The 26,759-nt window shown below is 69.4% G+C and carries 21 protein-coding genes; 10 read left to right on the forward strand and 11 right to left on the reverse strand.

The window, feature by feature from the left end; all coding sequences use genetic code 11:
- The first annotated feature begins 167 nt into the window (after positions 1 to 167).
- On the forward strand, positions 168 to 851 hold the full coding sequence (locus ACN469_RS21195; protein WP_498770554.1) for a hypothetical protein: 684 nt from the start codon (positions 168 to 170) through the stop codon (positions 849 to 851).
- A 91-nt stretch (positions 852 to 942) separates the two neighbouring features.
- Positions 943 to 1,731 carry a crotonase/enoyl-CoA hydratase family protein gene (locus ACN469_RS21200; RefSeq protein WP_498770555.1) on the forward strand — a complete coding sequence of 263 codons (789 nt, stop codon included), beginning with the start codon at positions 943 to 945 and terminating at the stop codon, positions 1,729 to 1,731.
- Positions 1,732 to 1,752: 21 nt separating this feature from the next.
- Here the strand turns inward: ACN469_RS21200 and yhbY are convergent, their stop codons facing one another.
- The 3 genes from yhbY to ACN469_RS21215 form a co-directional block, all read right to left on the reverse strand.
- A complete protein-coding gene (gene yhbY, locus ACN469_RS21205; RefSeq protein ID WP_498770556.1) occupies positions 1,753 to 2,043 on the reverse strand; it encodes a ribosome assembly RNA-binding protein YhbY in 291 nt (96 codons plus the stop codon).
- 62 nt (positions 2,044 to 2,105) lie between these two features.
- Positions 2,106 to 4,859 (reverse strand): J domain-containing protein, encoded by a 2,754-nt coding sequence (locus ACN469_RS21210; protein WP_498770557.1) that lies wholly within the window; start codon positions 4,857 to 4,859, stop codon positions 2,106 to 2,108.
- Positions 4,860 to 4,958: 99 nt separating this feature from the next.
- Positions 4,959 to 5,771, reverse strand: a complete 813-nt coding sequence (locus tag ACN469_RS21215) for a hypothetical protein (RefSeq protein WP_498770558.1) — start codon at positions 5,769 to 5,771, stop codon at positions 4,959 to 4,961.
- 143 nt (positions 5,772 to 5,914) lie between these two features.
- Here ACN469_RS21215 and ACN469_RS21220 point away from each other — a divergent pair, with 143 nt between their 5' ends.
- Entirely contained in the window at positions 5,915 to 6,691 is a 777-nt protein-coding gene (locus ACN469_RS21220; RefSeq protein WP_498770573.1) for a TSUP family transporter, read from the forward strand.
- Between the two features lie 23 nt (positions 6,692 to 6,714).
- Here ACN469_RS21220 and ACN469_RS21225 read toward each other — a convergent pair whose 3' ends face one another.
- Positions 6,715 to 7,230, reverse strand: coding sequence for a YfbM family protein (locus ACN469_RS21225; RefSeq protein ID WP_498770559.1), 516 nt, complete (start codon positions 7,228 to 7,230; stop codon positions 6,715 to 6,717).
- Positions 7,231 to 7,441: 211 nt separating this feature from the next.
- On the opposite strand from ACN469_RS21225, the gene ACN469_RS21230 reads away from it, so the two are divergent.
- Together ACN469_RS21230 and ACN469_RS21235 are read left to right on the forward strand one after the other, a co-directional pair.
- On the forward strand, positions 7,442 to 7,978 hold the full coding sequence (locus ACN469_RS21230) for a hypothetical protein (RefSeq protein WP_498770560.1): 537 nt from the start codon (positions 7,442 to 7,444) through the stop codon (positions 7,976 to 7,978).
- 55 nt (positions 7,979 to 8,033) lie between these two features.
- The gene (locus ACN469_RS21235; RefSeq protein WP_498770561.1) at positions 8,034 to 9,995 is read left to right on the forward strand and encodes an MXAN_5453 family MXYO-CTERM-anchored protein; all 1,962 of its coding nucleotides are present in this window, start codon (positions 8,034 to 8,036) and stop codon (positions 9,993 to 9,995) included.
- 149 nt (positions 9,996 to 10,144) lie between these two features.
- Here ACN469_RS21235 and ACN469_RS21240 read toward each other — a convergent pair whose 3' ends face one another.
- On the reverse strand, positions 10,145 to 10,423 hold the full coding sequence (locus ACN469_RS21240) for a hypothetical protein (RefSeq protein ID WP_498770562.1): 279 nt from the start codon (positions 10,421 to 10,423) through the stop codon (positions 10,145 to 10,147).
- A gap of 210 nt (positions 10,424 to 10,633) precedes the next feature.
- Here ACN469_RS21240 and ACN469_RS21245 point away from each other — a divergent pair, with 210 nt between their 5' ends.
- The 3 genes from ACN469_RS21245 to ACN469_RS21255 all read left to right on the forward strand — a co-directional run bounded on the left by ACN469_RS21245 (position 10,634) and on the right by ACN469_RS21255 (position 17,291).
- On the forward strand, positions 10,634 to 12,262 hold the full coding sequence (locus tag ACN469_RS21245) for an LVIVD repeat-containing protein (protein ID WP_498770563.1): 1,629 nt from the start codon (positions 10,634 to 10,636) through the stop codon (positions 12,260 to 12,262).
- A gap of 87 nt (positions 12,263 to 12,349) precedes the next feature.
- Positions 12,350 to 13,975: an LVIVD repeat-containing protein gene (locus tag ACN469_RS21250; protein WP_498770564.1), complete on the forward strand. Its 1,626-nt coding sequence runs from the start codon at positions 12,350 to 12,352 to the stop codon at positions 13,973 to 13,975.
- Between the two features lie 199 nt (positions 13,976 to 14,174).
- Entirely contained in the window at positions 14,175 to 17,291 is a 3,117-nt protein-coding gene (locus ACN469_RS21255; protein ID WP_498770565.1) for an amino acid adenylation domain-containing protein, read from the forward strand.
- On the opposite strand, the gene ACN469_RS21260 is transcribed toward ACN469_RS21255, so the two are convergent.
- Positions 17,288 to 17,923 (reverse strand): hypothetical protein, encoded by a 636-nt coding sequence (locus ACN469_RS21260; protein ID WP_498770566.1) that lies wholly within the window; start codon positions 17,921 to 17,923, stop codon positions 17,288 to 17,290. The two genes, ACN469_RS21255 and ACN469_RS21260, sit on opposite strands and share 4 nt — an antisense overlap.
- 68 nt (positions 17,924 to 17,991) lie before the next feature.
- Positions 17,992 to 18,798 carry a hypothetical protein gene (locus ACN469_RS21265; RefSeq protein WP_498770567.1) on the reverse strand — a complete coding sequence of 269 codons (807 nt, stop codon included), beginning with the start codon at positions 18,796 to 18,798 and terminating at the stop codon, positions 17,992 to 17,994.
- Between the two features lie 374 nt (positions 18,799 to 19,172).
- On the opposite strand from ACN469_RS21265, the gene ACN469_RS21270 reads away from it, so the two are divergent.
- Positions 19,173 to 21,443 carry a zinc-dependent metalloprotease gene (locus ACN469_RS21270; protein WP_498770568.1) on the forward strand — a complete coding sequence of 757 codons (2,271 nt, stop codon included), beginning with the start codon at positions 19,173 to 19,175 and terminating at the stop codon, positions 21,441 to 21,443.
- 173 nt (positions 21,444 to 21,616) lie between these two features.
- A complete protein-coding gene (locus tag ACN469_RS21275) occupies positions 21,617 to 22,099 on the forward strand; it encodes a flagellar hook-length control protein (RefSeq protein ID WP_498770569.1) in 483 nt (160 codons plus the stop codon).
- A 62-nt stretch (positions 22,100 to 22,161) separates the two neighbouring features.
- Here ACN469_RS21275 and ACN469_RS21280 read toward each other — a convergent pair whose 3' ends face one another.
- The 4 genes from ACN469_RS21280 to ACN469_RS21295 all read right to left on the reverse strand — a co-directional run bounded on the left by ACN469_RS21280 (position 22,162) and on the right by ACN469_RS21295 (position 26,612).
- Complete coding sequence (locus tag ACN469_RS21280; RefSeq protein WP_323389344.1) at positions 22,162 to 22,671, reverse strand: biotin/lipoyl-containing protein; 510 nt, start codon at positions 22,669 to 22,671, stop codon at positions 22,162 to 22,164.
- Between the two features lie 27 nt (positions 22,672 to 22,698).
- Positions 22,699 to 24,222 (reverse strand): acetyl-CoA carboxylase biotin carboxylase subunit, encoded by a 1,524-nt coding sequence (gene accC, locus ACN469_RS21285; protein WP_498770570.1) that lies wholly within the window; start codon positions 24,220 to 24,222, stop codon positions 22,699 to 22,701.
- Positions 24,223 to 24,317: 95 nt separating this feature from the next.
- Positions 24,318 to 24,929, reverse strand: coding sequence for a hypothetical protein (locus ACN469_RS21290; RefSeq protein WP_498770571.1), 612 nt, complete (start codon positions 24,927 to 24,929; stop codon positions 24,318 to 24,320).
- Between the two features lie 120 nt (positions 24,930 to 25,049).
- Positions 25,050 to 26,612 (reverse strand): acyl-CoA carboxylase subunit beta, encoded by a 1,563-nt coding sequence (locus ACN469_RS21295; RefSeq protein WP_498770572.1) that lies wholly within the window; start codon positions 26,610 to 26,612, stop codon positions 25,050 to 25,052.
- Positions 26,613 to 26,759 lie beyond the last annotated feature (147 nt).

The following is a 26,759-nucleotide window of genomic DNA, read 5'->3' on the forward strand; positions in this document are numbered from 1 at the left end:
CGAGAATCGATGCATCCGTGGGCCGCTGCCCGGGCGAGCCGCGCGGGAGGTTTCCGTGACGGGCGCCACGGCCGATGTGTCGTGTCGTCCTGGGGCGCCCTGGACCTCGGATTGACAGTCATTGTGTGGGTGGCCTGAAGTTTCGTCGCAGGGAGCGCGCCATCACCATGAAGACTTGCTGTTGGGTTGCCTTGTTCGCCGTGGGCTTTTTGGGAATGCCGGCGTCGGGTCAGCACCTCCCCGAGTCGGAGCAGCGTGAAGTGGAGGCTCCTTCCGTGCCGCCTCCGCTCGTCTCCGCCCCGGACAGCGCGGACGAGACTCCCGCCTGGGCTCCGTCTCCTGTCACCCCGCCGCGCACTCCGCGATATCGACGCGGCGCGCACATCCCGCTGGGAATCCTCCTGGGCGGTGGAGGGATGCTCGCGGGCGGGATGGCGGGATACTACCTGGCCAGCTCGGTGACGGGCTGTGACACGTCTTCCTGCGAGCGCGACACGGAGCGCACGGTGTCCGTGGGCGTGGGCGTCGCGGTGGGCGCGGCCACGGGGGTCTACCTCACGGGCCGGTGGCTCCGGGGGCAGGGCGGCTTCGGCTACACCCTGCTGGGCGCCGCGCTGGGGGCGGTGCCGTCGGCGCTGATGCTGACCAGCGACAGTGATGACGTCGCCGTGTTGGGGGGCGTGAGCCTGATTGTGACGCCCATCGTCGGGTCGCTCTTCGGCTTCGGCCTCTCCCACTCCGCCACCGTGCGCGCCTCCGAGCAGGGCTTCCTGTCCCAGGCCGTGGTGGTGCCGACGCTGGGCCGCACGCGGGAGGGGAGTCTCTTCAGCGGGCTGGCGGGGCGGTTCTGAACGTCCTGCGTCGGACGGCGTGCCGAGGTCGATGGCGTGGCCAAGGCCGTCTGACGGACACTGGTGCTCCCTTTCTCGCCGTGGAGCGCCCATGAGCCCATCGGACCCTCGCATCACCCTGGAAGTGCGCGGTCACCTCGCCCTCATCGGCATCCACCGTCCGGAGAAGCGCAACGCGTTCGACGTCGGCATGCTGCGAGGGCTGTCGTCCGCGTTGACCGAGGCGGACCGGCATCCGGACGTGCGGTGCATGGTCATCTACGCGGTGGGCGACCACTTCTCCGCGGGCCTGGACCTGGCGAGCGTCGCGCCCGCGCTCTCCAGCGGAGAGCCGCTCTACACCGAGGGCTTCATCGACCCGTGGGGCATCCAGGGGGCGATGCGGACCAAGCCCCTCATCGTCGCCGTCCAGGGCCTGTGCCTCACGCTGTCCATCGAGCTCATCCTCGCGGCGGACATCGCGGTGGCCTCCGAGGACGCGCGCTTCGGACAGATTGAAATCAAGCGCGGCATCTTCCCGTTCGGCGGCGCCACCGTGCGCTTCCCGCAGCGGGCCGGTTGGGGCAATGCCATGCGCTGGCTGCTCACGGGCGACGAGTTCGACGCGCGCGAGGCGTACCGGATGGGACTGGTGCAGGAAGTCGTGGAGCGCGGCCGTCACCTGGAGCGCGCGCTGGCCCTGGCGGAGACGGTGGCGAAGCAGGCGCCCCTGGGCGTCCAGGCAACGCTCGCGTCCGCGCGACAGGCGGTGCACGAGGGACCCGAGGCGGCGGCCCGCGCGCTGCTTCCCCGACTGCTGGAGCTGGTGGGGACGGAGGACGCCGCCGAGGGCGTCCAGTCCTTCCTCGAGCGCCGCGAGGCCCGCTTCACCGGCAAGTGAGGCGGCCCCGGGCGCGGTCCGTCAGAACTTCTCGAACTTGGAGTCCTCTTTGCGCTTCTTGAAGAAGAGGGCCGTGCGGCCGAGGAGCTGGGCCTGCTCGGCGCCCGCCCCCTCGGCGATGCGCGCGGCGGCTTCCTGGCGCGTCTCCGGACCGTCGTTGATCTTCACCTTGATGAGCTCGTGGTCATGCAGCGCCTGCTCGACGGCGGCGATGACGCCCTCGGTGACGCCGGATTGACCGACGATGACCACCGGCTCCAGGTGGTGTCCGAGCGCGCGCAGATGGCGGCGTTGCTTCCCGGTGAGCGGCACGTTGCAATCTCCTTCGACACGTCCGGCGGGGCCTCAGGCCCCTCCCGGATGGGGGGCGCACCCTACTTCTTCTGGGCCGCCATGCGAATCTCCCGCTGCGCGTCGATGTGGTCTGGCTGAAGCTCCACCGTCCGCTTGAAGTGCTTGAGCGAGCCGGGGACGTCCCCCGTCAGCTTCGCAATCACCCCGAGGAAGTAGTGGGCCGGCGCACAGCGCTCATTGCGCCTGATGGCGTTCTGGATTTCCCGGAACGCCTCCGGCTGCGCCGCCTTCTTGTCCGCCGCCGTGAAGAAACGTGCATACCCGCGCCACGCGTAGAACTCCGCCTCCTCCGCGTTGAGCTGGATGGCCTCGTTCAACATCTTCACCGCTTCGGGGAACTTGCGCGCCTTCACGAGAATGCACGCCTTCTGGAACAGCTCCTCGGCCATGAGGATGGCGTTGATGTCGACTTCCGCTCCCGCGCCGCCGCTCCTGACCTCCTCCAGATAGGCGGCGCGGCTCTTGTCGTCGGACAGCGTCCGGTAGGCATCGCCGATGTAGGCGAACACCTCGGCCTTGAGCTTCTCCAGCTCCGGCGGCGCGCCCTGCGGCAGCGTGTCCGGGTGGTAGAGCTTGGCGAGCCGGAAGTAGGCGACCTTCACGGCGCTGGAGTCCGCCTGCTCCGCGAGCCCCAACCGCTGGAAGTGGTTCTGCTGCTTGAGCGCCATGACGAGCTGGCGCAGCGACGGAATCTCGTCGGAGCCCGGCGCATTGGCGGTGACGGTGGGCGGCGCCGGACGGGCCGTGCCCGGACCCGCCGTGGGCGGAGCGCTCGCGGGGCCAGGGGGACGGGGCGCGGCTCCCGGGGGATTGCCGGGGCGGGCGGCTCCAGCGGCGGCGGTGGCCACTCCGGGCGGGTTGCCGGGGCGCGCGGCTCCGGCGGCGGCGGTGGCCACTCCGGGCGGGTTGCCAGGACGCGCGGCTCCGGCCGGGGCCGTGCCGACGCCGGGCGGATTGCCGGGGGCCGTGGCGGGGCGGGCCGCCCCAGCGGGAGCCGTGCCGACGCCGGGCGGATTGCCGGGGGCCGTGGCGGGGCGGGCCGCTCCAGCGGGAGCCGTGCCGACGCCGGGCGGATTGCCGGGACGAGGCGCCTGGGCCGCCGCCGCGGGCGCGGGTTGTGGGCTCGCGGCGGTGGGACCGGGGGCCGCGGGACGTGGACCGGCGGTGGTGGGCGCCACCGCGGCGAAGGACACCGCGTCCAGCTCCCGGAGGAGGAACGCGAGGCGCAGCAGGTGGTCGGAGTCCTGCGGGAAGTCGGTGAGGAGCTGGTTCACCGAGCGCACTCCGTCGATGACGGTGAGGGCTCGGACTTCGTGAGGGGTGAGGCGCAGCTCGCTCGCGGCCACCATGCCCCCCGCCTTCATGATGGGGAGCTGGAGCACCGGCATCAGCCGGCGTTTGATATCCGTGGACGGCATGCGACGCACGGTGTCGCTGATAACGGCCCACCGGTTGCCCAGCGGCATGGACTTGTTGCCAGCCAGCTCGCGGACCTCGAAGGTGAACGTGCCCGCTTCGGCGCGCAGGCCCTTGAACAGGATGCTGGCGGCCCGCTGCGCCAGGATGGCGAAGGCGCTGGCCGGTTGCAGCAGGCCCAGTCCGAAGAGCGCGGCGAGCAGGTCACCCCCGAAGCGGTCCTTCGCGGACTCGGCCTGCTGGAGCTGCTCGGGCGTGAGCAGCTTCGCGCCCATCAGCGAGGTGCCCAGCGCGTCCTCGGCATGCGTCGAGTCGACGAACTCCGGGTTGCCCTTGCGGAAGTGAATCAGGGTGACGCGGTCCGAGAGCGTGAGCGTGAGCAGCCCCGTGAGCTCCGCGGAGGCCACGCGCCCGTAGAGGTTCAGCGGCGAGGTCTGCTCGAGCTGTCCCTGGGCCGGCACCGCATAGCCCGAGGCCTCCGTCACGACGGCGGCGTGGCTCCCTGACTGGGGGGCACCGCCCGCTTGGACTGGCGGGGCACCGGGCGCCGTCGCGGGACGTGCCGCCGTGTTGACTGCTCCCGCTTGCGCGGCGGCGACTCCGGGCGCTTGGGGTGCCCCGGCGGGGCGTACGCCCGCGATGGGTGCTCCCGCTTGCTGCGCGACTCCTCCGGCCGCTTGTGGCGCGACGGGACGCGCGGCCACCCCTGCTGGCTGCGCGGCGCCTCCAGGGGCTTGAGGTGCTCCGACGGGACGCGCTGCCGCTCCTGCTTGCTGCGCGACTCCCACTCCAGGCGCCGTGGCGACTCCGGGGGCTGGACGCGGCGCGGCGACGTTGGGCGCTCCGGGTACGGCCCCTGGGACGCCGGGACGCGCGACTGGCTGCGCGGCGGCCATGGGGTTGCCAGGAGCGCGAGGATCTCCAGGACGCGTCCCGGGACCCGCCATCGGGGTGGTCCCTGGCGCGGGTCTCGCGACGGCGCCGGGGCCGGCCATGGGCATGCCGCCGGGATTCGCGCCGGGGCCCGCCGTGGGCATGCCACCAGGATTCGCGCCGGGACCCGCCATGGGTGCTCCGCCGTCGGCTCCGGTCCATTGGCTTTGACCGATGGCGGGCGCGCTCCCGGCACCTCGGGGCACGTCGGGCGCCCCGTCACCCCAGAGCTCCCGGGGGAAGGTGTCGCGGGTCTCGGGGAAGCGCCAGGGGAAGGCGAAGTTGATGCCGTCCTCCGAGACCTGGAGCTTGCCCTTGATGGAGCCGCTGTCGATGAGCAGCTCGATGGTCGGCAGGGTGAGGGGCCCCCACAGGGTGCCCCTGTCGTTGCGAACCCAGTACTGACGGACGTCACCCTCCGCCATGTGCGGTTCTACTCCGTTCGAGCTGCGAGGAGACGGAACCCTACCGCTCTCTCCGGACGGGTCAAAGCAGACGTCGGGGCGGTGTGCTCATACGGAGCGTCAGGGGGTGGCGCCGTCGAGGGCGGCGAGCCCCAGCACCGACAGGCACGCGGCGTCCGCCTGCTGCTCGGCCGGGGGGTCGAAGCAGGCCACCTCGCTGTCGAACACCTTGCACAACCCCGCCGGAGTGGAGGCGCACGCCGACTTCGAGAACGCCGTGGTGCAGCCGTAGCCGCAGACCGGGCCGGACTCGCTGTTGCGGCACTCGGGCGCGGGCAGGGTGCGCTTCCAGGCGCACAGCGCGGCCGGAGACGGGTCGAAGCAGGTGATGCGGCCACTGGCCATCTTGCACACCCCCGCGGGCGTCTTGTTGCAGCGCACCCCCTCCGGGACGTTCAGGCAGTTGTAGCCGCACGTCAGCTCCACGCTGTTGCTGCGGCAGTCCGCCCGGGGCGTGTCCTTGCCGTAGACGGCGAAGACCACCGCCGGAGGGTCGAAGCACTCCACCTCGCCACTCCGGCCCCGGCACACCCCGGCCGGGGACTTCGCGCACTTCACCCGACCCGGCTGCGTCGCGCAGTTGTAGCCGCACGCCACCACGCCATCGATGGCCTTGCACTCAGGCTCCGGCAGCGCCGAGCCGTACGCCTTCACCACGTAGGCCGGCGGGTCGAAGCACACCGCCTGACCATCCACCACCTGACAGCGCCCCTGTGGCGTCTGCGCACATCGGGCCCGGTTCGAGTCCGACTTGCACCCATAGCCACAGGCCATCTGGCTGTTCATCGAGCGGCAAGAGGGTGCGTTGGGGTCCTGCGAGGGCGGTGCCGAGCCCAGCGTGAGCGCCAGCACGGTGATGAGGGAGGCGAGCATGGTGACCTCGGGGGGCGGGGGAGTTGCGCGGGGCCATTGAGGCCCAAGGCGCGCGGTGACGCAAGAAGCGGGCGAGCGCGACGGCGCTCCTGGCGCGTGGTACCCAGGCGCCGTTCGAGCCGAGGGAGACCCGGGTGGACCTACTGGTGGTGGACGTCAGTGCGCAGCACCTCGCCCTGCTGTGCGTCGCCGCGCTGGTCGCTGGCATCGTGGACGCCATCGCCGGAGGGGGCGGGCTCATCACCCTGCCCGCGCTCCTGACCGTGGGCCTGCCACCGCATATCGCGCTGGGCACCAACAAGGGCCAGTCCGTCTTCGGCTCGTTCGCCGCGCTGGTGCGCTTCTCACGCGCGGGGCTGGTGGACTGGAAGCTGGCGCGCGTGACGTTCCCCTTTGGCCTGGGGGGCGCGTTCGCTGGCGCCGCGCTGGTGTTGCTGGTGAAGCCGGAGGTGCTCAAGCCGCTGGTGCTGGTGCTGCTCATCGCGGTCGCCGTGTTCCTCGCGTTCCGTCGCCCGTCGGCTTCCGGCGAGAAGTCGGAGCCCTCACCCCGACCGCGCGCGCTCGCCATCGGCGCCCTCATCGCGCTGGCCGTGGGCACCTATGACGGGTTCTTCGGCCCGGGGACGGGCACCTTCCTCATCGTCGGCTTCAACACGCTGCTGGGCCACGGCCTGGCGCGAGCCTCCGCCGACGCGAAGGTGGTGAACTTCGCCTCCAACCTGGCGTCCGTGGCGCTCTTCGCGCTCAAGGGCGTGGTGCTGTGGAAGGTGGCGCTGCCCATGGCCGCCGCGCAGTTCACCGGCGCGTGGCTGGGCGCGCACCTGGCGGTGAAGGGCGGCGACACGCTGGTGCGCAAGGTGGTGCTCGCCGTGGTGCTGGCGCTGGTGCTGAAGCTGGGGCGCGACGTGGTGATGGGCTGACCCGGGCGCGCGCCCCTGGTGTCTCAGCCGATGTGCACCAGCAGCGCGTCCCCGCGCTTGCCCATCTGGGCCATGAACTTCTGGAGCTCGTCGAAGTAGGAGACCATCTCCTCCAGCGGGTCCGCGTCGTCGGGCGGCTCTTCCCAGGTGCCGGGGTAGATGTCCTGGGCCTGCATCTCCACCGCGTCATAGCGGCGGCGCAGCGTGTTCTCGGACACCTCACGCAGCGCGGTGGCGAGCGCCTTCACCTGCTCGGGCGAGAAGACGCGCGCGGTGCCCTCGTCGGAGGGGATGTCACCCACGTCCACGCCGCCGCGCACCAGGAAGTCCAGCGGGGCGCTGCCCTCCCAGGGCGTGCCGGTGAGCAGGTACTGGAGGCCATGCCACGCCTCGCCGATGTCCAGCTCCAGGAATGCTCCGCCCTTCGGGTCTCCGAAGTCCTCCTCGTCATCGAGGAGGTACTCCAGGCGCTCGGGGGCCTGAAGCAAGGCGTCGCGCTGCGCCACCGTGACGCTGCGCAAGGTGCAGAGCATCTCCATGCGGGGGACCTCGTGTGCCGCGGAAGCGGGGGGGAAATCGTGAGCGGCGACGGACCCTACCAGTCCCCGGTGATGTCGCGGAGTTTCGATGCGGGTCCCCGAGATGACTGTCCTGCCGCCCGCGTGAGCGGTCCTCGGACCCAGGATGCTAGTCTTTCAGTGGTCAATCTCCGCGTCCTCGTCAGGGCACGGTCCAGGGAGGGGCCACCTGATGTCACCAGCGGGTCGATGGGGCGTCGCCATCGCGGGAGTCGTGCTGTCGCTCTCGCTCGCGGCCTATCTGCGCACCTCCCTGCGACCCCCGGAGTCACGGGGGCCGGCCGGCCCCGCGCGCCCCAGCTGGGGACAGGGCAGTCCTCGTATCGTGAAGAAGCAGAAGCCCCAGGCGCCGACGGTTACCCCCGTCGACAAGGAGCCGTCTGCGTCCCCGGTGTCCACGCCGGCGAAGCCGGGGAGCGTTCGGGTCCGAGCCACGCTGGCGTGGAATGGGTATCCCCTGCGCGGCGTGGCGGTGGGAATCCTGTTGGAGACGAAGCCCCGCGTCATTTTTCCGGAGCAGCTGCGGACGGACGAGAGCGGCACGGCCTTCTTCCCCAACGTCCCCTCGGGGCGGCTGACCATCTGTGCTCGCGGGACGGGATACCTGGAGTCCTGTCGCACGGCAGAGCTTCCATCGGACGGCAACTTGAACATGGTCCTGGGCCTGACGGAGGACGAGACGGCGAGCGCGCCCGTCGCGACTCCATGAGCGCTGTCCCTGAGTGGTAGCCTTCGCGCCCTACAGGCAGCGGAGGGTTCCGCCCATGCGTGACGTGACGTGGATTCGACGAGCACGGACGTTGTTGCGCCAGGCCGCCGTGATGTTGGGGATGGGAGGGCTCGCGCTGACTCCCGGTGCTCGGGCCGAACTTCCGGAGCACTACACGCTCCAGCTCCAGGCTCGCACCAACCTGCTGGGCAATGCGTCCGGTGCGTACAACCTGAAGCCGGGCAATCTGCTCGCGGGAAGTCTCCAGGTGCCGGTGGTCGCGGACGGGCGGGTGGCCTTCCGGTTGTCGATTACTCCCGAGGGGCCCAACGCCATCTGGTGGGGAAGTGATGCGGCGGGCCACCACCGCTACCTGCTGCCGGACCTGGGAGAAGACGCTCGCGCGAGTGACCCGGGGTTCAACTCGGGCGGGCTCGTCGCGTTCGCCGTCACGGGGGCCACCGCCGTCGCGAGCAATGGCATCTATCTGCTGCGCTCCGAGGCACCGGAGGACGTGCGCATCGTCCGCGAGCCGCTCGGAGCGTCGGACTGGTCCAGCCTGGCGCTCAACGACGCGGGGCAGCTCGGGTTCCGAGTCACCTTCAACGGCGTGGGGCGCGGCTATGTCGTGCTGACGCCGCAGGGTGCGGGTTGGACGACGACGTATCTGGCGAAGGAGAAGACACTCGACGAGACGAGCCCCTACGAGTTCCTCTACTCCCCGGCGTTCAATGACCTGGGGCAGATGGCGGGCGTGGGGGACCTGGCGCCCGGGGGCTCGGAGTACTACCAGGAGCTGCGCGTCTTCAGCGCGGACGGTACGTCCCGGCTCATCGCGCAGTCACGAGGCAGGGATGCGGGCTCGCCCATCTACCGGTTCGCGTCCGTGCAGCCGGCGCTCGACAACCTGGGCCGCGTGGCCTTCATCGCGACGGCGAGGGTGGGCGCGGGGCCGAACCTCACGACCGTCTTTCTATGGGATGGGGCGGAGCTGAGGGTGGTGGCCCAGAACGGGCAGGAAGGAATCAAGGAGGTGGAGTTCTTCCCTCCCGACATGAACGACGAGGGGCTCATCGCCTTCCGGGCCATCGACAGCGACAGTCTGCGCGCGGTGTGGGTGAGCGATGGGCGAACGCTTCGGCGGGTGGTGTCGGAGCACGACATCGTCGACTCGGACCAGGGGCCCGCGCGCATCGACCAGGAGACGAAGACCGGCCCCGTGTTCGCGGGAAGCGTGAGCATCAGCCCGCGCGGCGACGTGTCCGTCGTCGCGGGGTTGGCGCCACCGGAGAATGACCAGGAGGAGTGGGGCACCGCCATCTTCGTGGCGCGGGCCTTCTTCGCGCCGCCACCGGATGGTGGCGTGGATGGTGGAACGGGCGAGGGACCCGACGCGGGCTGTGATGGCGGCGAGTGTCCGGGCGAGGCTGACAGCGGGACTCCTGGCTGCGACGGAGGCGAGTGCCCCGGTACGGAAGACAGCGGAACTCCTGGCTGCGACGGAGGCGAGTGCCCGGGCGAGGGTGACAGCGGGACTCCTGGCTGTGACGGAGGCGAGTGCCCCGGTACGGAAGACAGCGGAACGCCGAGCTGTGACGGAGGTGAGTGCCCCGGCGCGGAAGACAGCGGAGCGCCGAGCTGTGACGGAGGTGAGTGCCCCGGTACGGAAGACAGCGGAACGCCGAGCTGTGACGGAGGTGAGTGCCCCGGCGCGGAAGACAGCGGAGCGCCGAGCTGTGACGGAGGCGAGTGCCCCGGCGCGGAAGACAGCGGAACGCCGAGCTGTGACGGAGGCGAGTGCCCCGGCGCGGAAGACAGCGGAACGCCGAGCTGTGACGGAGGCCGCTGCCCGGGTGAGCAGGACGGTGGCGCCGTGGACGCGGGCAACTCGGGCCCCACGCCCGACACGGGAGGCTGCGGCTGCCAGTCGACGTCGTCCGCTGCCTTCCTGCCGTGGATGTTCCTCGGCCTCGCGTGGTTCGCCGCGCGCCGTCGCAGAGGTCTGAGCGGTCGCTGAGTCCTCGGACCGCGCACCCCGCTGGCACGTCAGGAAAGCGTGTCAGCGGGGCGAATCAACTCCCTCACGCACGACAAACGCTCGCCGGAAGCAGCGCGCTGCGCCGCCCGGGCGGGTGGCTCGAATCATCCGGGCGGCGGTGCTCCGACTCAGCAGGGCAGCCAGGGACCGACACCCCGGTTGCAGGAGTCGTAGCAGATGGCGATGGCGGCGGCGCACTGCTCGCTGGACACCTGACACTGCCCCGGGCACCAGGCATTGGCCTGGTAGCACTCGTCCGCGCAGGACGTCTGGGCCTGAGGAGTGGACTCGACTTCGGTCGTCTCCGGGCTCACGGGCTCGGCCGCGGGAGCGCCCGGTCCACAGGCCACGAGGGCCATCGCGGACAGTGAGGCCAGGACGAACGAGCGGATGTGACGAGCATTCATGGACAGCTCCTTGAGGGGAAGGGGACGACGCGCCCGAGCGTAGCCCGAGTGATTGCAATTCCAGGACCGGAAGCGGCCATTTCGGGTGGGGCGTGTGGACAGGTCAGCAGATGTGTCTCAGTCGACAAGCATTGTCGTGGCCTCCCGGGCGGGACGACCCAGGTGGACGGAGGATTTCGTACCCCGACAGTCCCCTCGATGAGGTGTCCCATGACGTCGTCCGTTCGCGCCCGTGTCTGGTTGTTGGCCTGTGTCCTGGGAGGAGGCGTGTTGTCCGCTTGTGAGGACACGCCCAAGGCAGAGCCCGATGCGGGCGTGGGGGCGGGGGGCTGGGATGGGGGCGCCACGCCGCTGGAGGAGTACGGCAACTGGCTGGACAAGGGCCCCTACGCGCCCTGTTCCGTGCGCGAGGGGACGACGCCCCTGCGGTGCGAGGGCTTGGGGCCCGAGAGCTTCGACCTGTCGGCGTGTGACACGGAGGCGCTGGCGCTTGTCGAGCAGGAAGGCATCTACCAGGCGGGTCAACGCTACGAGGCGCGGCTGGGAGATGGCGGGACGGAGGTGATGTTCAGCCCCGGCATCGGCTTCAAGCTGGACGCGGATGGCGGAGGCACGCTGTCGTCCAGACCGCTCATCAGCCGGCGCACCGAGGGCGGCACCTTCTTCCTCTCCTCCGGCTCGCGGACGGGCACCGCGGTGGCTCGCGTGTTTGCCGGGTGTCAGCGGCCCACGCCGGAGACTGTCACCGGCTGCTACGTGACGTGCAACGCCGCGGGGAAGGTAAGCCAGCGCGGCACCTTCGAGGCGCACCGCATGGTGTGGCACGCGGGCGAGCCGGAGTCCTCCGGAGGCATGACGCTCGTCTCGGAGGGCCATGTGGCGCTGGGGCGGCCGGTGGATGTCTATGTCACGAAGAACCACGCCTACGTCGTCTCCGTGTCCGACTCTCTCACCGAGAAGGCAGGTGGGCTCACCGTCTTCGATGTGACTGACAAGCGAAACCCCGTCCTCAAGAAGTCCATCAGCCTGCCCGGGGACAACTACTGGAACGGAGTCTGGGCACACGAAGACGCGCTGTATGTCGCCAGCGACGTCGCGGGCATCGTCGTCTACGACATCTCCCAGCCCGCCGAGCCGGTCTTCATCCGCTCCCTGTTCTCGGGCGACTACGGCGTACACACCGTGCTGGTCCACGGCGGCCGGCTGTACGCCACGGCCAACGAGGGCCGGACGGACATCTACGACCTCGCCAACCCCTTGGACCCGGCGCCCCTGCAGAGCATCACCCTGCCCGACCAGTTCAACAGCGGGGGACCCCATGACCAGTTCGTCTACGAGAACCGGCTCTACGTCAGCAACGCGCAGGGCGGCTACGCCGTCGTGGACATCACCCGGCTCGACGACACGAAGCTCCTGGGCCAGTACACCTACCGGGACGTGTACTCGCACCACAGCGCGGTGGGGACGTTCGCCGGGCGCACCATCGCTTTCGAAGGTGGCGAGTTCGCCGGCTCCCACTTGCGGGTGCTCGACGTCACCGACCCCACGAACATCGTGAAGATTGGCGAGCACCGCCTGCGGCCCGTGTCCTCCATCCACAACCTGATTCTGAAGGGTACGCGGCTGTATATCGCCTGGTATCAGGAAGGCGTGCGAGTGCTGGACGTGGCCAATCCCACCCAGCCCCGGCAGGTGGCCCACTACAACGTCTTCCGGGAGGGCGACCCGGCGCGCACCGATGGCATCTTCCAGGGCGCCTTCGGCATTCGCCTGCCGGGAGATGGCTACATCTACGTCGTCGAGTCCTCGCGCGGACTGCTCATCTTCGACGAACTCTGAGCCGCCTTTCGTCGTGGCCGCGCGCGCGGGACGACCCAGGTGGCCGGAGGATTTTGTATCCCGACAGTTCCCTCGATGAGGTGTCCCATGCCGTCGTCCGTTCGTGCTCGTGTCTGGTTGTTGGCCTGTGTCCTGGGAGGAGGCGCGCTGTCCGCTTGTGAGGACACGCCCAAGGGAGAGCCCGATGCGGGCGTGGGGGCGGGGGGCTGGGATGGGGGCGCCACGCCGCTGGAGGAGTACGGCAACTGGCTGGACCGGGGCCCCTTTGCGCCCTGCTCCGTTCGCGGAGAGGGAGCGCCCCTCAGGTGCGAGAACCTGGGGCCCGAGAGCTTCGACCTGTCGGCGTGTGACACGGAGGCGCTGGCGCTCGTGAATCAGGAAGGCATCTACCAGGCGGGCCAACGCTACGAAGCGCGGCTGGCGGATGGCGGGACGCAGGTGCTGTTCGGCACCAGCGTGGGTTTCAAACTGGACGCGGATGGCGGCACGCTGGCCTCGCGGCCGCTCATCAGCCGGAACACAGAGGGCGGCTCCTTCTTCCTCACTTCCGGCTCGCCAACGGGGACCGCGGTGTCGCGGCTGTATGCCGGGTGCCTGCGGCCCACGCCGAAGACCATCACCGGCTGCTATGTGTCGTGCAACGCCGCGGGGAATGTGAGCCAGCGCGGCACCTTCGAGGCCCACCGCATGTCATGGCCCGAGGGAGAGTCGGAGTCCTCCGGAGGAATGACGCTCGTCTCGGAGGCCCCCGTGGCGCTGGGCCGGCCGGTGGATGTCTACGTCACGAAGAACCACGCCTACGTCGTCTCCATCTCCGACAAGCTCACCGCGCGTTCCGGTGGGCTCACCGTCTTCGACGTGACGGACAAGCGCCACCCCATCCTCAAGACGTCCATCAGCCTGCCCGGGGACAACTACTGGAACGGGGTCTGGTCGCACGAAAACGCGCTGTATGTCGCCAGCAACGACGCGGGCATCGTCGTCTACGACATCTCCAAGCCCTCGGAGCCGGTCTTCGTGCGCGCCCTGTACGCGGGGGACTACGGCGTGCACACCGTGCTGGTCCACGGCGGTCGGCTGTATGGCACGGCCAACGAGGGCAGGACGGTCATCTACGACCTCGCCAATCCCCTGGAGCCGGTGCTGCTGCAGAGCCTCACCCTGCCGGACCAGTTCAACACCGGGGGACCCCATGACCTCTTCGTGTATGGGGAGCGGCTCTACGTCAACAATGCGCAGGGCGGCTACGCCGTCGTGGACATCGCCCGGCTCGACGACATGAAGCTCCTGGGCCAGTACACCTACGGGGATGCCTTCTCGCACCACAGCGCGGTGGGGACGTTCGCCGGGCGCACCATCGCGTTCGAAGGCGGCGAGTTCGCTGGCTCCCACCTGCGGGTGCTCGACGTCACCGACCCCGCGAACATCGTGAAGATTGGTGAGCACCGCCTGCGGCCCGTGTCCTCCATCCACAACCTGATTCTGAAAGACACGCGCCTGTATATCGCCTGGTATCAGGAGGGCGTGCGCGTGCTGGATGTGGCCAACCCCACCCGGCCCCGGCAGGTGGCCCACTACAACGTCTTCCGGGAGGACGACCCGAATCGCACGGACAGCCTCCTCGAGGGTGCCTTGGGTATCCGCCTGCCAGGAGATGGCTACATCTACGTCGTCGAGTCCGCGCGCGGCCTGCTCGTCTTCAACGAACTCTGAGCCGCCTTGCTCGTCGGGCCGCCTCGGGTCGCCCGGCGAGTGAAGCCCGCACCCCAAAGACAGTCTCGCCCGCAATGGAGCCCAACGACAGACTCGGGTGTCGGAATTCGACATCACGGGTGCTGTGTTTGTATTGTGGTTTCTCCGTAGTTCTTTTCAGGCGCCGCGGGCTTGGTTGTCTTCAGGTGAGGAGGGTTCGATGCCCAAGAGTGTGATTCCGCTGAATGTCTCGCGACCGGATCAGTTTGATTCTTTTACGCGGGATGAGGGCTTGTCGGAGCTGTGGGCTCGTCAGGTGGAGGTCCGACCGGAGGCCATCGCGTTGCGGCAGGGAATGAAGCGCGTCACGTACGACGCGCTGAATCGGCGCGCGAGTCGACTGGCGGGAGCGCTGCGGGCACTCGGCGTGGGAGAGGAGACGCCGGTCGCCGTGGGGCTGAGGCAGGGCATCGAGGCGATTGTCGCGCAGGTGGCGCTCTGCAAGCTCGGCGCGACGTGTGTGCCCGTCGACCTCCAGCACCCGCCGGAGCGAATCGGCTTCGTGCTGGGGGACAGCGGCGCGGAGGTGCTGCTCACCGGGACGCTGGCGGACGAGGCGCGCTGTGGCGACGGGCCCGCGAAGCGGCTGTGCCTGGAGCGTGACGGGGAGCAGGTGGCGCGGGAGTCCGACGTCCTGGTGGCGCCGCCAGGCGACGGGGGGCGCAGGACGCATGTGCTCTACACGTCTGGGACGACGGGCCGGCCCAAGGGCATCGAGCTCGTCGCGCGTGGCATCCGCCGGATGGTGGTCGACACGGACTATGTGTGCATCGACTCGACGGACCGGGTGGCGCAGATCTCCAACTATGCGTTCGACGCGGCGCTGTTCGAGGTCTGGGGCGCGCTGCTCAACGGCGCGTCGCTGGTGCTGCTGCCCAGGTCGAGCGTGCTGGATGCGTCGGCGTTTCGCGACGCGCTGCGGGAGACGCACGTCTCCGTGCTGCTGATGACGACGGCGCTGTTCAACGTGGTGGCGCAGGGTTGTCCTGACGCCTTCGGGCGGCTCAAATATCTCCTGGTGGGCGGCGAGCGGGCCAATCCGCGCACCTTCCGCGCGGTGCTGGAGAGCGGGCCTCCCGCGCATCTGCTCAACGTCTATGGCCCCACGGAGGGGACGACCATCACCACCGCGCAGGAGGTGAAGCGAGGGGATGTGCTGTCGGGCTCCGTGTCCATCGGCCGGCCCACGCGCTACACCCAGGCCTTCGTCCTGGGGCCGGACCTGCGCCCCGTGGCGCCGGGGAGCGCGGGAGAGCTGTGCATCAGCGGAGCGGGACTGGCGCGCGGCTACCTGCGCCAGCCGGAGCTGACCGAAGAGCGCTTCCCCGTCGTCGCCGAGCTGGTGCCCGGACCGCCGCTCCGGCTGTACCGGACCGGGGACCTGGCGCGGTGGCGGGAGGACGGCACGCTGGAGTTCCTGGGGCGAGCGGACCACCAGGTGAAGCTGCGCGGTCATCGCATCGAGCTGGAGGAGGTGTCCCGCCTGCTGCTGGAGAGCGGCTTGTTGTGGGACGCGGTGGTGACGCTCCAGGAGCGCGCGGATGGCGAGAAGTCACTCGTGGCCTACGTCGTTCCGAAGACGCCGTCCTCGGGGACGGGCGCCGCGCTCCAGGATGCGCTGCGTGCCCGGGTGCCGGAGTACATGGTGCCCGCGCGAATCCACGAGCTGGAGCGCCTGCCCACCACGGTGAATGGCAAGGTGGACCGGGGCGCGCTCCCGGCGGAGTCGTCACCGCGAAGCGCTCCCGAGCACGCGGCGTCGGGCTGGGCTCCGGAGGATGCCCTGGCGGAGGAGGTGGGGGCGGTGTGGGCCGGGCTGCTCGGCCTGGAGTCGCCCTCGCTGGAGGACGACTTCCTGCGCCTGGGCGGAAACTCGCTGCTGGCGGCGCGCCTGGTGATGCGGCTGCGCGAGCTGTATGGCGTGGGGCTGTCCGCGTACTCGCTCTACGAGGCGCGCAGGCTGGGGGCCTTCCTGGACGTGGTGCGGCGGGCGCGCGCGGGGATGCAGGACCCTGGACGCGCGGCGGACGGACCGGAGACGTGGCGGGCGGATGCGCGACTTCCCGAGGACCTTCGTCCAGCCCTCCCGCAAGCCGCGTCCCGCGCTGTCCCCCTGGAGGAGATGGACCTGGTGTTCCTCACGGGGGGCACGGGCTTCCTGGGGGCCTTCCTCCTGAGGGACTTGCTGCGCACGACGCGCGCGCGGGTGGCGTGTCTGGTCCGGGCCCGGGACGTGGAGACGGGGCACACGCGGCTGCGTCAGGCGCTGGAGAAGTACGGCCTCTGGGAGGCGGGCTTCGTGGGGAGGCTGCGCCCGGTTCTCGGGGACCTGGGCGCGCCGTTGCTGGGGCTGTCGTCCGAGGAGTTCCACGAGCTGGCCACGAGCGCGGAGGCGCTGTTCCACGTCGGCGCGCACGTGAACTATGTGCAGCCCTACTCCGCGCACCGGGCCGTCAACGTGGAGGGGACGACGGAGGTGCTGCGGCTGGCCATGCAAGGCCGGCCCAAGCCCGTGCACCACGTGTCCACCATCGCCGTGTTCGGCCCCACCGGGTACATCAACGGTCAGGAGCACGTGCGCGAGGACGAGGAACTCGACGCCCACCTGGAGTGCCTGCGTTATGACATCGGCTACTCGGCGAGCAAGTGGGTGGCGGAGCAGCGGGTGTGGGAGGCCGCGTCGCGCGGTGTCGCGGTGAGTGTCTACCGGCCGGGCTTCATCATGGGTGACAGCCACACGGGCGTCGGGAACGCCGACGACTTCGTGGCCCGCTTCATCCGGGGCTGCATCCAGCTGGGGGCCGTTCCGGACCTGCCCCGACAGCGCAAGGAGTTCGTCCCGGTGGACTTCGTCAGCCGCGCCATCCTGGGCATCGCCTCACGCGAGGGCGCGGTGGGCAAGGCGTACCACCTGGTGCCGCCGCGTCCGGAGGACTCGGTCGACCTCAACGACTTCTACACGCTGCTGGCCCGATGTGGTCATCCCCTCCCGCGCGTGTCCTACAAGGAGTGGGTGGAGCGACTGATGCACGACGCGCGCGTGGCCGACAACGCGCTCTGCCCCCTGGTGCCCATGCTGTACGAGCAGGTCTACGCGGGCGAGGCGACGCGCTGGGAGCTGTACGAGGACATGCCGGTGTACGACGCGCACAACACGTTCCACGCACTCGAGGGGCGCGACGCCGGCTTCCGGAAGATGGATGCGGAGCTGCTGGGGCGCTACCTGGCGCACTGGCGACGCCTGGGGCTGCTCCCGGCGGCGGGGCCGGCAGCCTAGCGGCAGACGCGCGTCTTCATGCCGCAGGGGATGTCGAAGCTGCCCACGACCCGGATGTTGCGGACGGCGGCGCCGGGCTTGTTCTCCGCGTCGTGCGTCCGGGCGTTGAAGGTGAAGGTGCCCGCGACGCCGGTGCCGTCGAAGCGGGTGAGCACCAGCACGCCCGGCTCGGTGAGCATGTAGTTGATGCCCTTGAGGCGCAGCGCCACGGGGAGCTGGCCGCGCTTCTCCTCGAAGGTGACGAGCGGGTACGTGCCCGGCTTGAAGGGGATGCTCTCCTGCGTGTTCGTCCCGGGCAGGATGCTGAGGCTGCCCAGCGCGCCGTCCGAGGCGCTGATGCAGTGCAGGGACAGGGGGCCCATCATGCCGCCGCCGCGCGCCGCCTGCTTCTCCAGGGCCACCTGCGTCTTGTTGGAGGCCTTCTTGGACTTGCTGGCGACCTTCGCGAGGAGCTGGCGCATCTCCTCGGGCGACAACCAGTGGTCCGAGGTGGCCGACTGGGTGCCGCCCTTGCCCGTGAAGGTGAGCGGCACGCCTCCGGACACCCGGACCTCGCAAGTGCCCTCACGCCTCGCGGCGAGCGCGGGCAGACTGACGAGGAGTGCGAAGGCGACGGCGGCGGCATGTCGCATGACGGCGAGCCCTGGGAGGGGGCGCCCCGAGTCGCGGGGTGCCCGGTGGAATTCAGGACTCTAGAACGTCACGGCGCCGGTGAGGCGCTCTTCGGGGCGGTTCCATCCGGCGGCCGGTCGATTTCCTCGGCGGGGAAGTTGGCGGCGGCTTCCAGGTAGCGGGGCGGTTGGACCTTCCGTCGGTCCCTGCGGTTGAGGTCCTCCGGCTCCACGAAGGCGGGCTCCGCGCCGGCGCGCTGCTCCACGCGGGCCCCGTCGCAGAAGTGCCACGTGGTGTCGCCCGTCAGGCCCTGGCGCGCGTAGAACACCGTCGCCTCTCCCACCTTCGGGTTGGCCGTGCACCACGTGCCGCGCGCGGTGCTCTCGCGCTGGGGCGACTCTTCCTTCCACTTCTCCTGGGCCGTCCGCACAGCCACCGAGGCGAGCAGCGCGTCGGACTCGGACAGCCGAGCCCGCGCCTCCTTCAGCAGCTCCTGGCCCCGGCGGGAGATCTCCGGGAAGGCGCCCCGGTCCCTGAAGCCACAGCGCGTCAGACCCCGGAGGTTGCTCTCGTGGACGTCCAGCACCTTGGGCAGCGACGTCTGGGCCTCCTTCAGCAGCTCCACCTGTTGCGCGTGCTCGGGCGCCTTCGGCGTGGAGAGCTGCTCCGTGCCGTTGACGAACCGCGCCAGCAGGCCGTTGACCGCCGTCAGCTCATCCGACAGCCAGCGCTGCTCGGCGTCGCAGGGGTCCGATTTGGCACCGCCATAGTCGCGGTAGTCCGCACGGGACATTCCCAACGTGTAGTGCTGCACCGGGGGCGCGGGCCGTGACGCGCACGCCGACAGCGCCGTGCCCAGGGCCGCGAGCAGGACTCTCCGACGAAGTGACTTCATGGCGCTCCACTCTGCCATGTGGTTTGCGTGCAAACAAACCAGGACGGAGACTGGAGCGCCGTTCGTACTGCGAGTGTACGGGAGTGATTAAAGCGGGCAGGCGATGGGGCCGCGAAGGGTGGTCCTTGTTGTTCTCCAGGGCCGCCTGGCTCTCGCTGAATTGAATCGGGGGTTGCTCAGATACAAGAGTGACTGGACTTCATTTGTCGCAAGGTCGCGCTCCGGTTCTTGTCGACGGGGTGGGGGAGATGGTTGTCCGGTGAGGGGTATCCAGGAGATGCGGGGCTCCGGCCGGGAAGTTGGGGAAGGGGCGACGTTCTCCGGACCAGGGCGTGTGTTCCACGCGTCCTGGAACCTGGAACCGGAGATGCACGATGCGCGAACGGAAGGTCTTGCCGAGGGGCTCGCTGCTGGGCGCCGTGTTGCTGACCCTGCTGTGGGGGCCGGGCTGTGGTGACACCGGAGGGGCTTCCGCCGTCGAGGTGAGCCCTCCCGAAGAGGGGGCGGCGGAGGAGTTGGATGGAGCCTTCGTCGCGGTGCCCCGGACGGTGAGCGCGGAGCAGAAGCGTCAGGCGGAGCAGAAGCTGGAAGGGGTGGTGGAGGACTCTGGCACGAGCTTCTACCTGGCCATCCGCAAGAGCGAGTTGGGGCAGCGGTGGTTCCTGTCCGCGTACCTCACGCAGAACCACCCGGGAGGCGTCTACTACAACGCGGCCAGCTCGCTGGGCACGCGGGTGGTGAGCTTCAAGGAGCAGAACGGGAAGCTGTTCGTCCTGGACGTGGATGACCGCAAGGTCATCAGTGACGTGTTCGAGCCTCAGGTGTTGGTGGAGGCGTACCCCATCGTCACGGACCATGCGCCGTTCAACCGGCGCCGGGGCTCGGACAGGTACGTGCTCATCGACCCGACGGCGGGGTTCAACCGCTTCGGGGTGATGGGGGACTTGAACGCGAGCCTGCTGAGGGCCCACTTCCAGGTGGAGCTGAGCTTCGCGCAGCGGCTGCGGCCCATCGCCGACGGCGTCACCTTCGAGCAGGTCTTCACTGGCTACTCGAACCTGCCCGACGACCTGTCCCACCTCTTCCTGGAGGAGAACCCGTTCCGCACGTCGGGCACGCTGAGCGTGGCGCTGCGGCGCTACAAGGAGAGCCCGGGCTATGTGCCTACGGCGCCTCCGGCCCTGGAGCACTACTTCCTGAGCGAGGAGAAGCTGATTCCGAACACGGGCACCTATACGGAGCAGGTGGCCTCCAAGTGGGCCATCTACCCGGGCATGACGCCCATCCGCTGGAACATCACCGCCAGCATCCACACCGTGCAGAACGACCCGCGCTTCCAGGAGTACGACGTTGTGGGCGCGGTGAAGCGGGGCATCGAGAACTGGAACACGGCGTTCGGCTTCCAGGCGCTGGAGGCGGTGGTGGCGGACGGCTCGCGTGAGTTCGGCGACGACGACAAGAACTACCTCATCTTCGACCCGGACCCGTGGACGCCGTTCGCCTTCGCCAACTGGCGCTCCAACCCGAACACCGGCGAGGTGCGGGGCGCCAGCGTCTACGTGAGCAGCATCTGGCTGGAGTCGGCGCACCAGGACTTCGAGGGGGACGTGGACGCGCTCGCCGCCGAGCGGCCCGTGCACCCGCTGCGCCTCACGTGGTCAGGCATGGGGGGACAGTCGCTGTGTGACATGCGCAAGGAGGCCCAGGTGCAAAGCCACGCCGCCGAGCTGGCGCCGCCGGGCACGCCGCTCACCAAGAAGCAGAAGGTGGAGGCCCAGCTCACCCAACTGGTGTTGCATGAGATTGGCCACACGCTGGGGCTGCGCCACAACTTCGCGGGCTCCAACCTGTATGACGGCAGCGCCACGGGCCCGCGCTCCAGCTCGGTGATGGACTACACCGATAAGAAAGACGGGGTGTATGGCGACATGCCGGGGCCGTATGACGTGCAGGCGGTGCGCTACCTCTATGGACTGTCACCGGACCTGCCCACGTATGACTTCTGCACGGACCCGGACACGCGCGTCGACCCGACGTGCAACCGGTATGACCGCTTCGACGAGCCGCTGACGAAGTTCTACGTGCCCGCCTTGCACCAGGCGCTGGCGCAGTTGATGGCCGCCTCACCGGCGACGTACCCGCGGATGACGTACCTTTTCAACCAGAGCGCCAACTCGGTGTTCCAGTTCGTCCGGGCGGGGAATGCCTCGACGCAGGTGCTCGCGTACCAGCTCGCGCTGCAGACGGTGCGACCTCCGCTGGTGGTGCCGCCGGGGGCGCCCGCGCTCCATGCGCAGCGCGCGGATGACCTCGCGCGCCGGCTCCTGTCCCGGCTGTACCTGGACCCGGTGGCGGAGCGGGGCGTGTTCTCCGCGAATCTGTCCAACGCCACGCCGCTGCTGTCCGCGGTCCTCACGGACGTGCAGGCGATTCTGCTGAACACGGATGGGGTGCGTGGCTATGCGGCGCGCAGGACGATGGTGGACATCCTGAAGACGCAGCAGACACTGGCATCGTACTCCACCCTGGCGTCGGCTCGGGACACGCTCACCGCGCAGCTTCCGTCCCTTGGCGCGGAGGACCGCTTGCAGACCGCGGACCTGATTGCCCGCATCACCGCCGCGCTGTCGCCCTACTACCGCTGACGCGGAAGTACCTGGGGGCGGCGCGCGCGTCATGGGCGCGCCGCTCCCTGCCCAGAGGCGCAGGTCGATGTCCTATATCAGACAGTTGAGAGGAATTTTGTTGAGTTGTCGGCTAAGTCGGTTAAATCTCGTTTTGCCTATAGACATCTGGAATGTCAGGCAAAGGAGACGACATGCGGCAGGGATTCAGTACGCGAGTCTGGATGATGATGATTGCCCTGATGGTCGCGCCCACGGCCTGGGCCTCGGGTGGCTTTGCGATGACGTGGCAGAAGCTGAGCCACAGCTCGGGTGTGGACCACATCGGATGTTGGTATTGCGATGCCTATGTCGGGGACACGTCGTGTTCGGTGGCCCTGCCGGTCCTGTGCATCCAGCAGGATGCCTCGCCGGTGCCTCCAGGCGTGGTCACGGACTTTTACAACGGCTGGGCCCAGGGCAACGTCGCCACCACCTTGCCGGTGAAGGGCTCATCCCTGACGAGCCTCGCCGCCGCGAATCAGCTCTGCGCCAATTCCTTTGGCGCGGGGTGGCGCATGGCGGAGTTCCATGACGGCGCGGGTGGCTGGAACTGGTACGCGTACGGCAACGTGCGGACGGATACGCGCTTCTGGCTCCACATCAACGACACGGCCGCCAACTGCTGGAACCCGTAGTCCTTCACGGGTGAGCCGGGGCGGCGCGCGAGCAATGGGCGCGCCGCTCCCGACGGGTGCTGCTACTCGACGATGACCAGCCTGGCGTTGTTCTCCACGGTGGTGCCTTCCTTGGCGAACAGCTCGGTCACCTTGCCCGCCTTGGGGCTCTTGAGCTCGTTCTCCATCTTCATGGCCTCCACCACCACCAGGCCCTGGCCTTCCTTCACCTCGTCGCCCACCTTCACCAGCACCTTCACCACCTTGCCGGGCATGGGCGCGGTGACGAGCTGCTTGCCCTCCACGGAGAAGGCGGCCGTGCCCGCGCGCAGCCGCAGCCGACGCTCGTCCGCCACGTCGAAGCGGCTCACCTGCCCGCGCAGGAGCACGCCGACCTCGTCGCCGCTCTCCTCGAACTCGGCGCTGTAGGACTGGCCGTCCACCAGCATGCTCATGGTGCCGTGCTCGAGCGCCAGCGCGTCCACCTGGTACGTGACGCCGTTGACGGTCAGCTTGTACCTGTCGCCCCCCAGGGCCTCCAGGTCCACCGGCACCGCTTCCTTCTGTCCCTGCTGCTTCGTGAAATAGCGCATGGAAGTCTCGTGAGCTCGGGGGTGGGGTTACCGGCGGCGGGAGCGCAGCGCCAGGCGCCACGGGCTGATGCGTCCACTGCTCGCGTCGGCCGCGCCCGCCTTGCCACCGGGCATCGTCCTGGCGCGCTTGGCGTCACGCTGGTGCGCGTACACCGCGCTGGCCAGCAGGGCCATCTCGCTCAGCTTCGGGTCCTCCACGCCTTGCAGCGTCGTGTGCTCGCGGCCGAGGAAGCCCGTGTCGTAGTCACCCTCGATGAACTCGGGGTGCGCCAGAATCGCGCGCAGGTAGCGGATGTTCGTGGTGATGCCCTTCACCACGTACTCGGACAGCGCGCGCTGGGCCCGGGCAATCGCCTCGCGCCGCGTGGGAGCCCACACGGACAGCTTGGAAATCATCGGGTCGTAGAAGTTGGGCACCGAGTAGCCGGGGAACACGCCCGAGTCGTCACGGACGTTGGGGCCGCCCGGCACGCGCAGGTACGTGATTTTTCCCGGGCTGGGCATGAAGTTGCGCGACGGGTCCTCCGCGTACACGCGCACCTCAATCGAGTGGCCGCGCGGCGTGGGCGCCTCCAACAGCGGCAGCTTCTCTCCCTCGGCGACCTTGATTTGCAGCGCGACGAGGTCCAGCCCCGTCACCCACTCCGTCACCGGGTGCTCCACCTGGAGGCGGGTGTTCATCTCCAGGAAGTAGAAGTTGCGGTGCACGTCGACCAGGAACTCCACCGTGCCGGCGCCCACGTAGTTGACGGCCTTGGCCGCCTTCACCGCGACCTCACCCATCTGCGCGCGAAGCTCCGGCGTCAGGATGGGGCTGGGCGTCTCCTCGACGACTTTCTGGTGCCGACGCTGCGCCGAGCACTCGCGCTCGTTCAGGTGGATGACGTTGCCGTGCGTGTCGGCGAACACCTGGATTTCGACGTGGTGTGGCTTCTCGAGATACTTCTCGATGTAGACGGCGTCGTTGCCGAAGGAGTTGAGCGCCTCGCTCTTGGCGGAGCGCCACGCGGACTCGAAGTCGCCCATGCCTTCCACGCGGCGCATGCCCTTGCCACCACCGCCGCCGGCGGCCTTGAGCATGATGGGGAAGCCAATCTTCTGCGCGTACTCGCGGGCCTCGGCCTCGGTGGCGATGGGCTCGGTGGTGCCGGGGACGACGGGCACGCCGACCTTGATCATGTTCGCGCGGGCGCGGGTCTTCTCGCCCATGGCGTCCATGGCGGCGGCGGGCGGGCCGATGAAGGTGATGCCGGCGGCCTCGCAGGCGCGCACGAAGGACGCGTTCTCGGAGAGGAAGCCATAGCCGGGGTGGATGGCGTCCGCGCCAGCGGCCTTGGCGGCGTCGAGGATGCGCTGCTGGACCAGGTAGCTCTCGCGGGAGGGCGGCGGCCCGACGAAGAAGGCCTGGTCCGCGGTGCGCACGTGCAGCGCGGAGCGGTCCGCTTCCGAGTACACCGCCACGGTGGCGATGCCGAGTTCCTTGCAGGTGCGCATCACCCGGATGGCGATCTCGCCGCGATTGGCGACGAGCACTTTGCGGATCTTGGGCATGGCCGCCCGTCTACCACGGGCCGACCCGTTTTGCCTGGGTTGGATGGGGGCCACGCCCCCGGAGGGGCGTGAGATTCCAACGCCCGCGCCGCCCTCTACTTCCGGGCGCTGCGGTACTGCTCCATATAGGCCCGCGCCTGGGTCAGCTTGGCCTCGACGAAGCGGTCATCCTCGTCCGGCTCCGGAGGCTTGGTCGGCGGGGCGTTCGGCTCACCGCCGAAGTCCACCGCCGCGGCCAGGAGGTTGCGCGCGGTGTTGCCACCGCCCAGCATCCGCGCCAACAAGCCCGTCTCCACGTCCAGCCAGCGAGCGGCCTGGCGCATGACGTCCAGTACCTCACCCTCCACGGCCTTGGCGGGCCGGCCCGGGCCGCTGACGCAGGTGCGGGCGTAGCTGTGCTCCCGGTCCACGAAGATGCCCAGCACGCGCTCCCGGAAGTCCTGGGACAGCGCCTGCGACATGGCGTCGAGCTGCTCCTCCAGGAAGGGCTGCTCGGACTTGCGAGCCTTGCGCCCGGGCGCGGGGGGCAGGGCCACCTCGGCGGCGTGCCAGCCCGCCTCGGGCAGCCCCTCCGGGAGCGCTTCCACCCACTTCACCTCGGGCGTGGGTAGGTCCACGGCCTCGCAGACGCGTTTGAGCGTCTGGCGCACGGCGGTGAGGTTTCCTTCGACGTCGGCGATAAAGAGAAGAAGTCGGCGGTGGGGCAAAATACGGTTCCTTTCCTGGCCACCTGAAAGCCCGCGAGGCGCACGAGAATTTCCCGATCCACGCGAGCCTGCCTGCTCTCCAGCCGAGGGAGAGCAGGCACTCAGGGGCCTGAAAGGATTCTACAGCGGGATGTTCCCGTGCTTGCGCGGCGGGTTCTCCTGCCGCTTGTCTTTCAACATCTCCAGCGCCCGGATGACCTTGGTGCGGGTCTCCTCGGGGCGGATGACCTCGTCGATGTAGCCCAGTTCCGCCGCTTTGAAGGGGTTGGCGAACTTCTCGCGGTAGTCATTCACCAGCTTCGTGCGCTCGGCGGCGGCGTCCTTCGCCTTGAGCAGCTCGTTGCGGAAGATGATGTTGACCGCGCCCTCGGGCCCCATGACGGCGATCTCCGCGGTGGGGTAGGCGTAGTTGATGTCCGCGCGGATGTGCTTGGACGCCATGACGTCGTACGCGCCGCCGTACGCCTTGCGGGTGATGATGGTGATTTTGGGGACGGTGGCCTCGGCGAACGCGTACAGCAGCTTGGCGCCGTGGGTGATGATGCCGCCCCACTCCTGGTCGGTGCCGGGCAGGAAGCCGGGCACGTCCACGAAGGTAATCAGCGGGATGTTGAAGCAGTCGCAGAAGCGCACGAAGCGCGCGGCCTTCACGCTGGCGTCGATGTCCAGCACGCCGGCGAGGAACGCGGGCTGGTTGGCGACGATGCCCACGCTCTTGCCGTTCATCCGCGCGAAGCCGACGACGATGTTGCGCGCGAAGTGCTCCTGCACCTCGAAGAAGTGCTTGTTGTCGACGACGGCCTTGATGATGTCCTTGATGTCGTAGGGCTTGTTGGGGTTGCTCGGGACAATCGTCTTGAGCGACTCCTCGGCCCGGAACGGGTCGTCGTCACACGGCTGGGCCGGCGGGTCCTCCTGGTTGTTGGAGGGCAGGAACGAGAGCAGCTCGCGCGTCATGACGATGGCGGCCTGCTCCGTCTCCGCGGCGAAGTGCGCCACGCCGGACTTCTGGTTGTGCGTCAGCGCGCCGCCCAGCGACTCCTTCGACACCTCCTCGTGCGTCACCGTCTTGATGACGTCCGGGCCGGTGATGAACATGTACGAGGTGTCCTTCACCATCATGATGAAGTCGGTAATCGCCGGCGAGTACACCGCGCCGCCCGCGCACGGCCCCATGATGAGCGAAATCTGGGGCACCACGCCGGAGGCCAGGGTGTTGCGCAGGAAGATGTCCGCGTAGCCCGCGAGGCTCTCCACGCCTTCCTGGATGCGCGCGCCGCCGGAGTCATTCAGTCCGATGACGGGCGCGCCCACGCGGGTGGCCATGTCCATGATCTTGCAAATCTTCTGGGCATAGGCGCCTGACAGCGAGCCGCCGAAGACGGTGAAGTCCTGGGCGAAGACGAAGACCTGGCGGCCCTCGACGGTGCCGTAGCCGGTGACGACGCCGTCGCCCGGAATCTTCTTGTCGCCCATGCCGAAGTCGGTGGAGCGATGGGTGACGAACTTGTCCAGCTCGGTGAAGGAGCCGGGGTCGAGGAGCAGGTCGATGCGCTCGCGGGCCGTGAGCTTGCCGGCCTCGTGCTGCTTGGCGATGCGGTCGGCACCGCCACCCAGCTCGGCCTGCTTCTCCATCTGCTGGAGGCGTGCGCGGAGGGGGTCCTTCTCGGAGGTCTCGTCCATGGGCCGCCCTCTAGCACGATTGGGACGGCCGCGCGCTGTCCGGCTTCGCGTCAAGCCGCCCTGCGAGAGGGGTCCATCCTCACCGGGGGCGCGGGGACGGGGAGCAGGGCGTCCACCGCGGCCAGGTCCAGGCCGAAGCGTTGGCGA

Origin of the sequence: Corallococcus terminator (assembly GCF_049194865.1) — a bacterium.
In the GTDB taxonomy this organism is placed as follows: Bacteria; Myxococcota; Myxococcia; order Myxococcales; family Myxococcaceae; genus Myxococcus; species Myxococcus terminator_A.

Bases quoted from the DNA above. Each gene is read 5' to 3' on its own strand.
- ACN469_RS21195 (WP_498770554.1), top strand. From the start codon at position 168: ATGAAGACTTGCTGTTGGGTTGCCTTGTTCGCCGTGGGCTTTTTGGGA.
- ACN469_RS21200 (WP_498770555.1), top strand. From the start codon at position 943: ATGAGCCCATCGGACCCTCGCATCACCCTGGAAGTGCGCGGTCACCTC.
- ACN469_RS21210 (WP_498770557.1), bottom strand. From the start codon at position 4,859: ATGGCGGAGGGTGACGTCCGTCAGTACTGGGTTCGCAACGACAGGGGC.
- ACN469_RS21215 (WP_498770558.1), bottom strand. From the start codon at position 5,771: ATGCTCGCCTCCCTCATCACCGTGCTGGCGCTCACGCTGGGCTCGGCA.
- ACN469_RS21225 (WP_498770559.1), bottom strand. From the start codon at position 7,230: ATGGAGATGCTCTGCACCTTGCGCAGCGTCACGGTGGCGCAGCGCGAC.
- ACN469_RS21230 (WP_498770560.1), top strand. From the start codon at position 7,442: ATGTCACCAGCGGGTCGATGGGGCGTCGCCATCGCGGGAGTCGTGCTG.
- ACN469_RS21235 (WP_498770561.1), top strand. From the start codon at position 8,034: ATGCGTGACGTGACGTGGATTCGACGAGCACGGACGTTGTTGCGCCAG.
- ACN469_RS21240 (WP_498770562.1), bottom strand. From the start codon at position 10,423: ATGAATGCTCGTCACATCCGCTCGTTCGTCCTGGCCTCACTGTCCGCG.
- ACN469_RS21245 (WP_498770563.1), top strand. From the start codon at position 10,634: ATGACGTCGTCCGTTCGCGCCCGTGTCTGGTTGTTGGCCTGTGTCCTG.
- ACN469_RS21250 (WP_498770564.1), top strand. From the start codon at position 12,350: ATGCCGTCGTCCGTTCGTGCTCGTGTCTGGTTGTTGGCCTGTGTCCTG.
- ACN469_RS21255 (WP_498770565.1), top strand. From the start codon at position 14,175: ATGCCCAAGAGTGTGATTCCGCTGAATGTCTCGCGACCGGATCAGTTT.
- ACN469_RS21260 (WP_498770566.1), bottom strand. From the start codon at position 17,923: ATGCGACATGCCGCCGCCGTCGCCTTCGCACTCCTCGTCAGTCTGCCC.
- ACN469_RS21265 (WP_498770567.1), bottom strand. From the start codon at position 18,798: ATGAAGTCACTTCGTCGGAGAGTCCTGCTCGCGGCCCTGGGCACGGCG.
- ACN469_RS21270 (WP_498770568.1), top strand. From the start codon at position 19,173: ATGCGCGAACGGAAGGTCTTGCCGAGGGGCTCGCTGCTGGGCGCCGTG.
- ACN469_RS21275 (WP_498770569.1), top strand. From the start codon at position 21,617: ATGCGGCAGGGATTCAGTACGCGAGTCTGGATGATGATGATTGCCCTG.
- ACN469_RS21280 (WP_323389344.1), bottom strand. From the start codon at position 22,671: ATGCGCTATTTCACGAAGCAGCAGGGACAGAAGGAAGCGGTGCCGGTG.
- accC (WP_498770570.1), bottom strand. From the start codon at position 24,222: ATGCCCAAGATCCGCAAAGTGCTCGTCGCCAATCGCGGCGAGATCGCC.
- ACN469_RS21295 (WP_498770572.1), bottom strand. From the start codon at position 26,612: ATGGACGAGACCTCCGAGAAGGACCCCCTCCGCGCACGCCTCCAGCAG.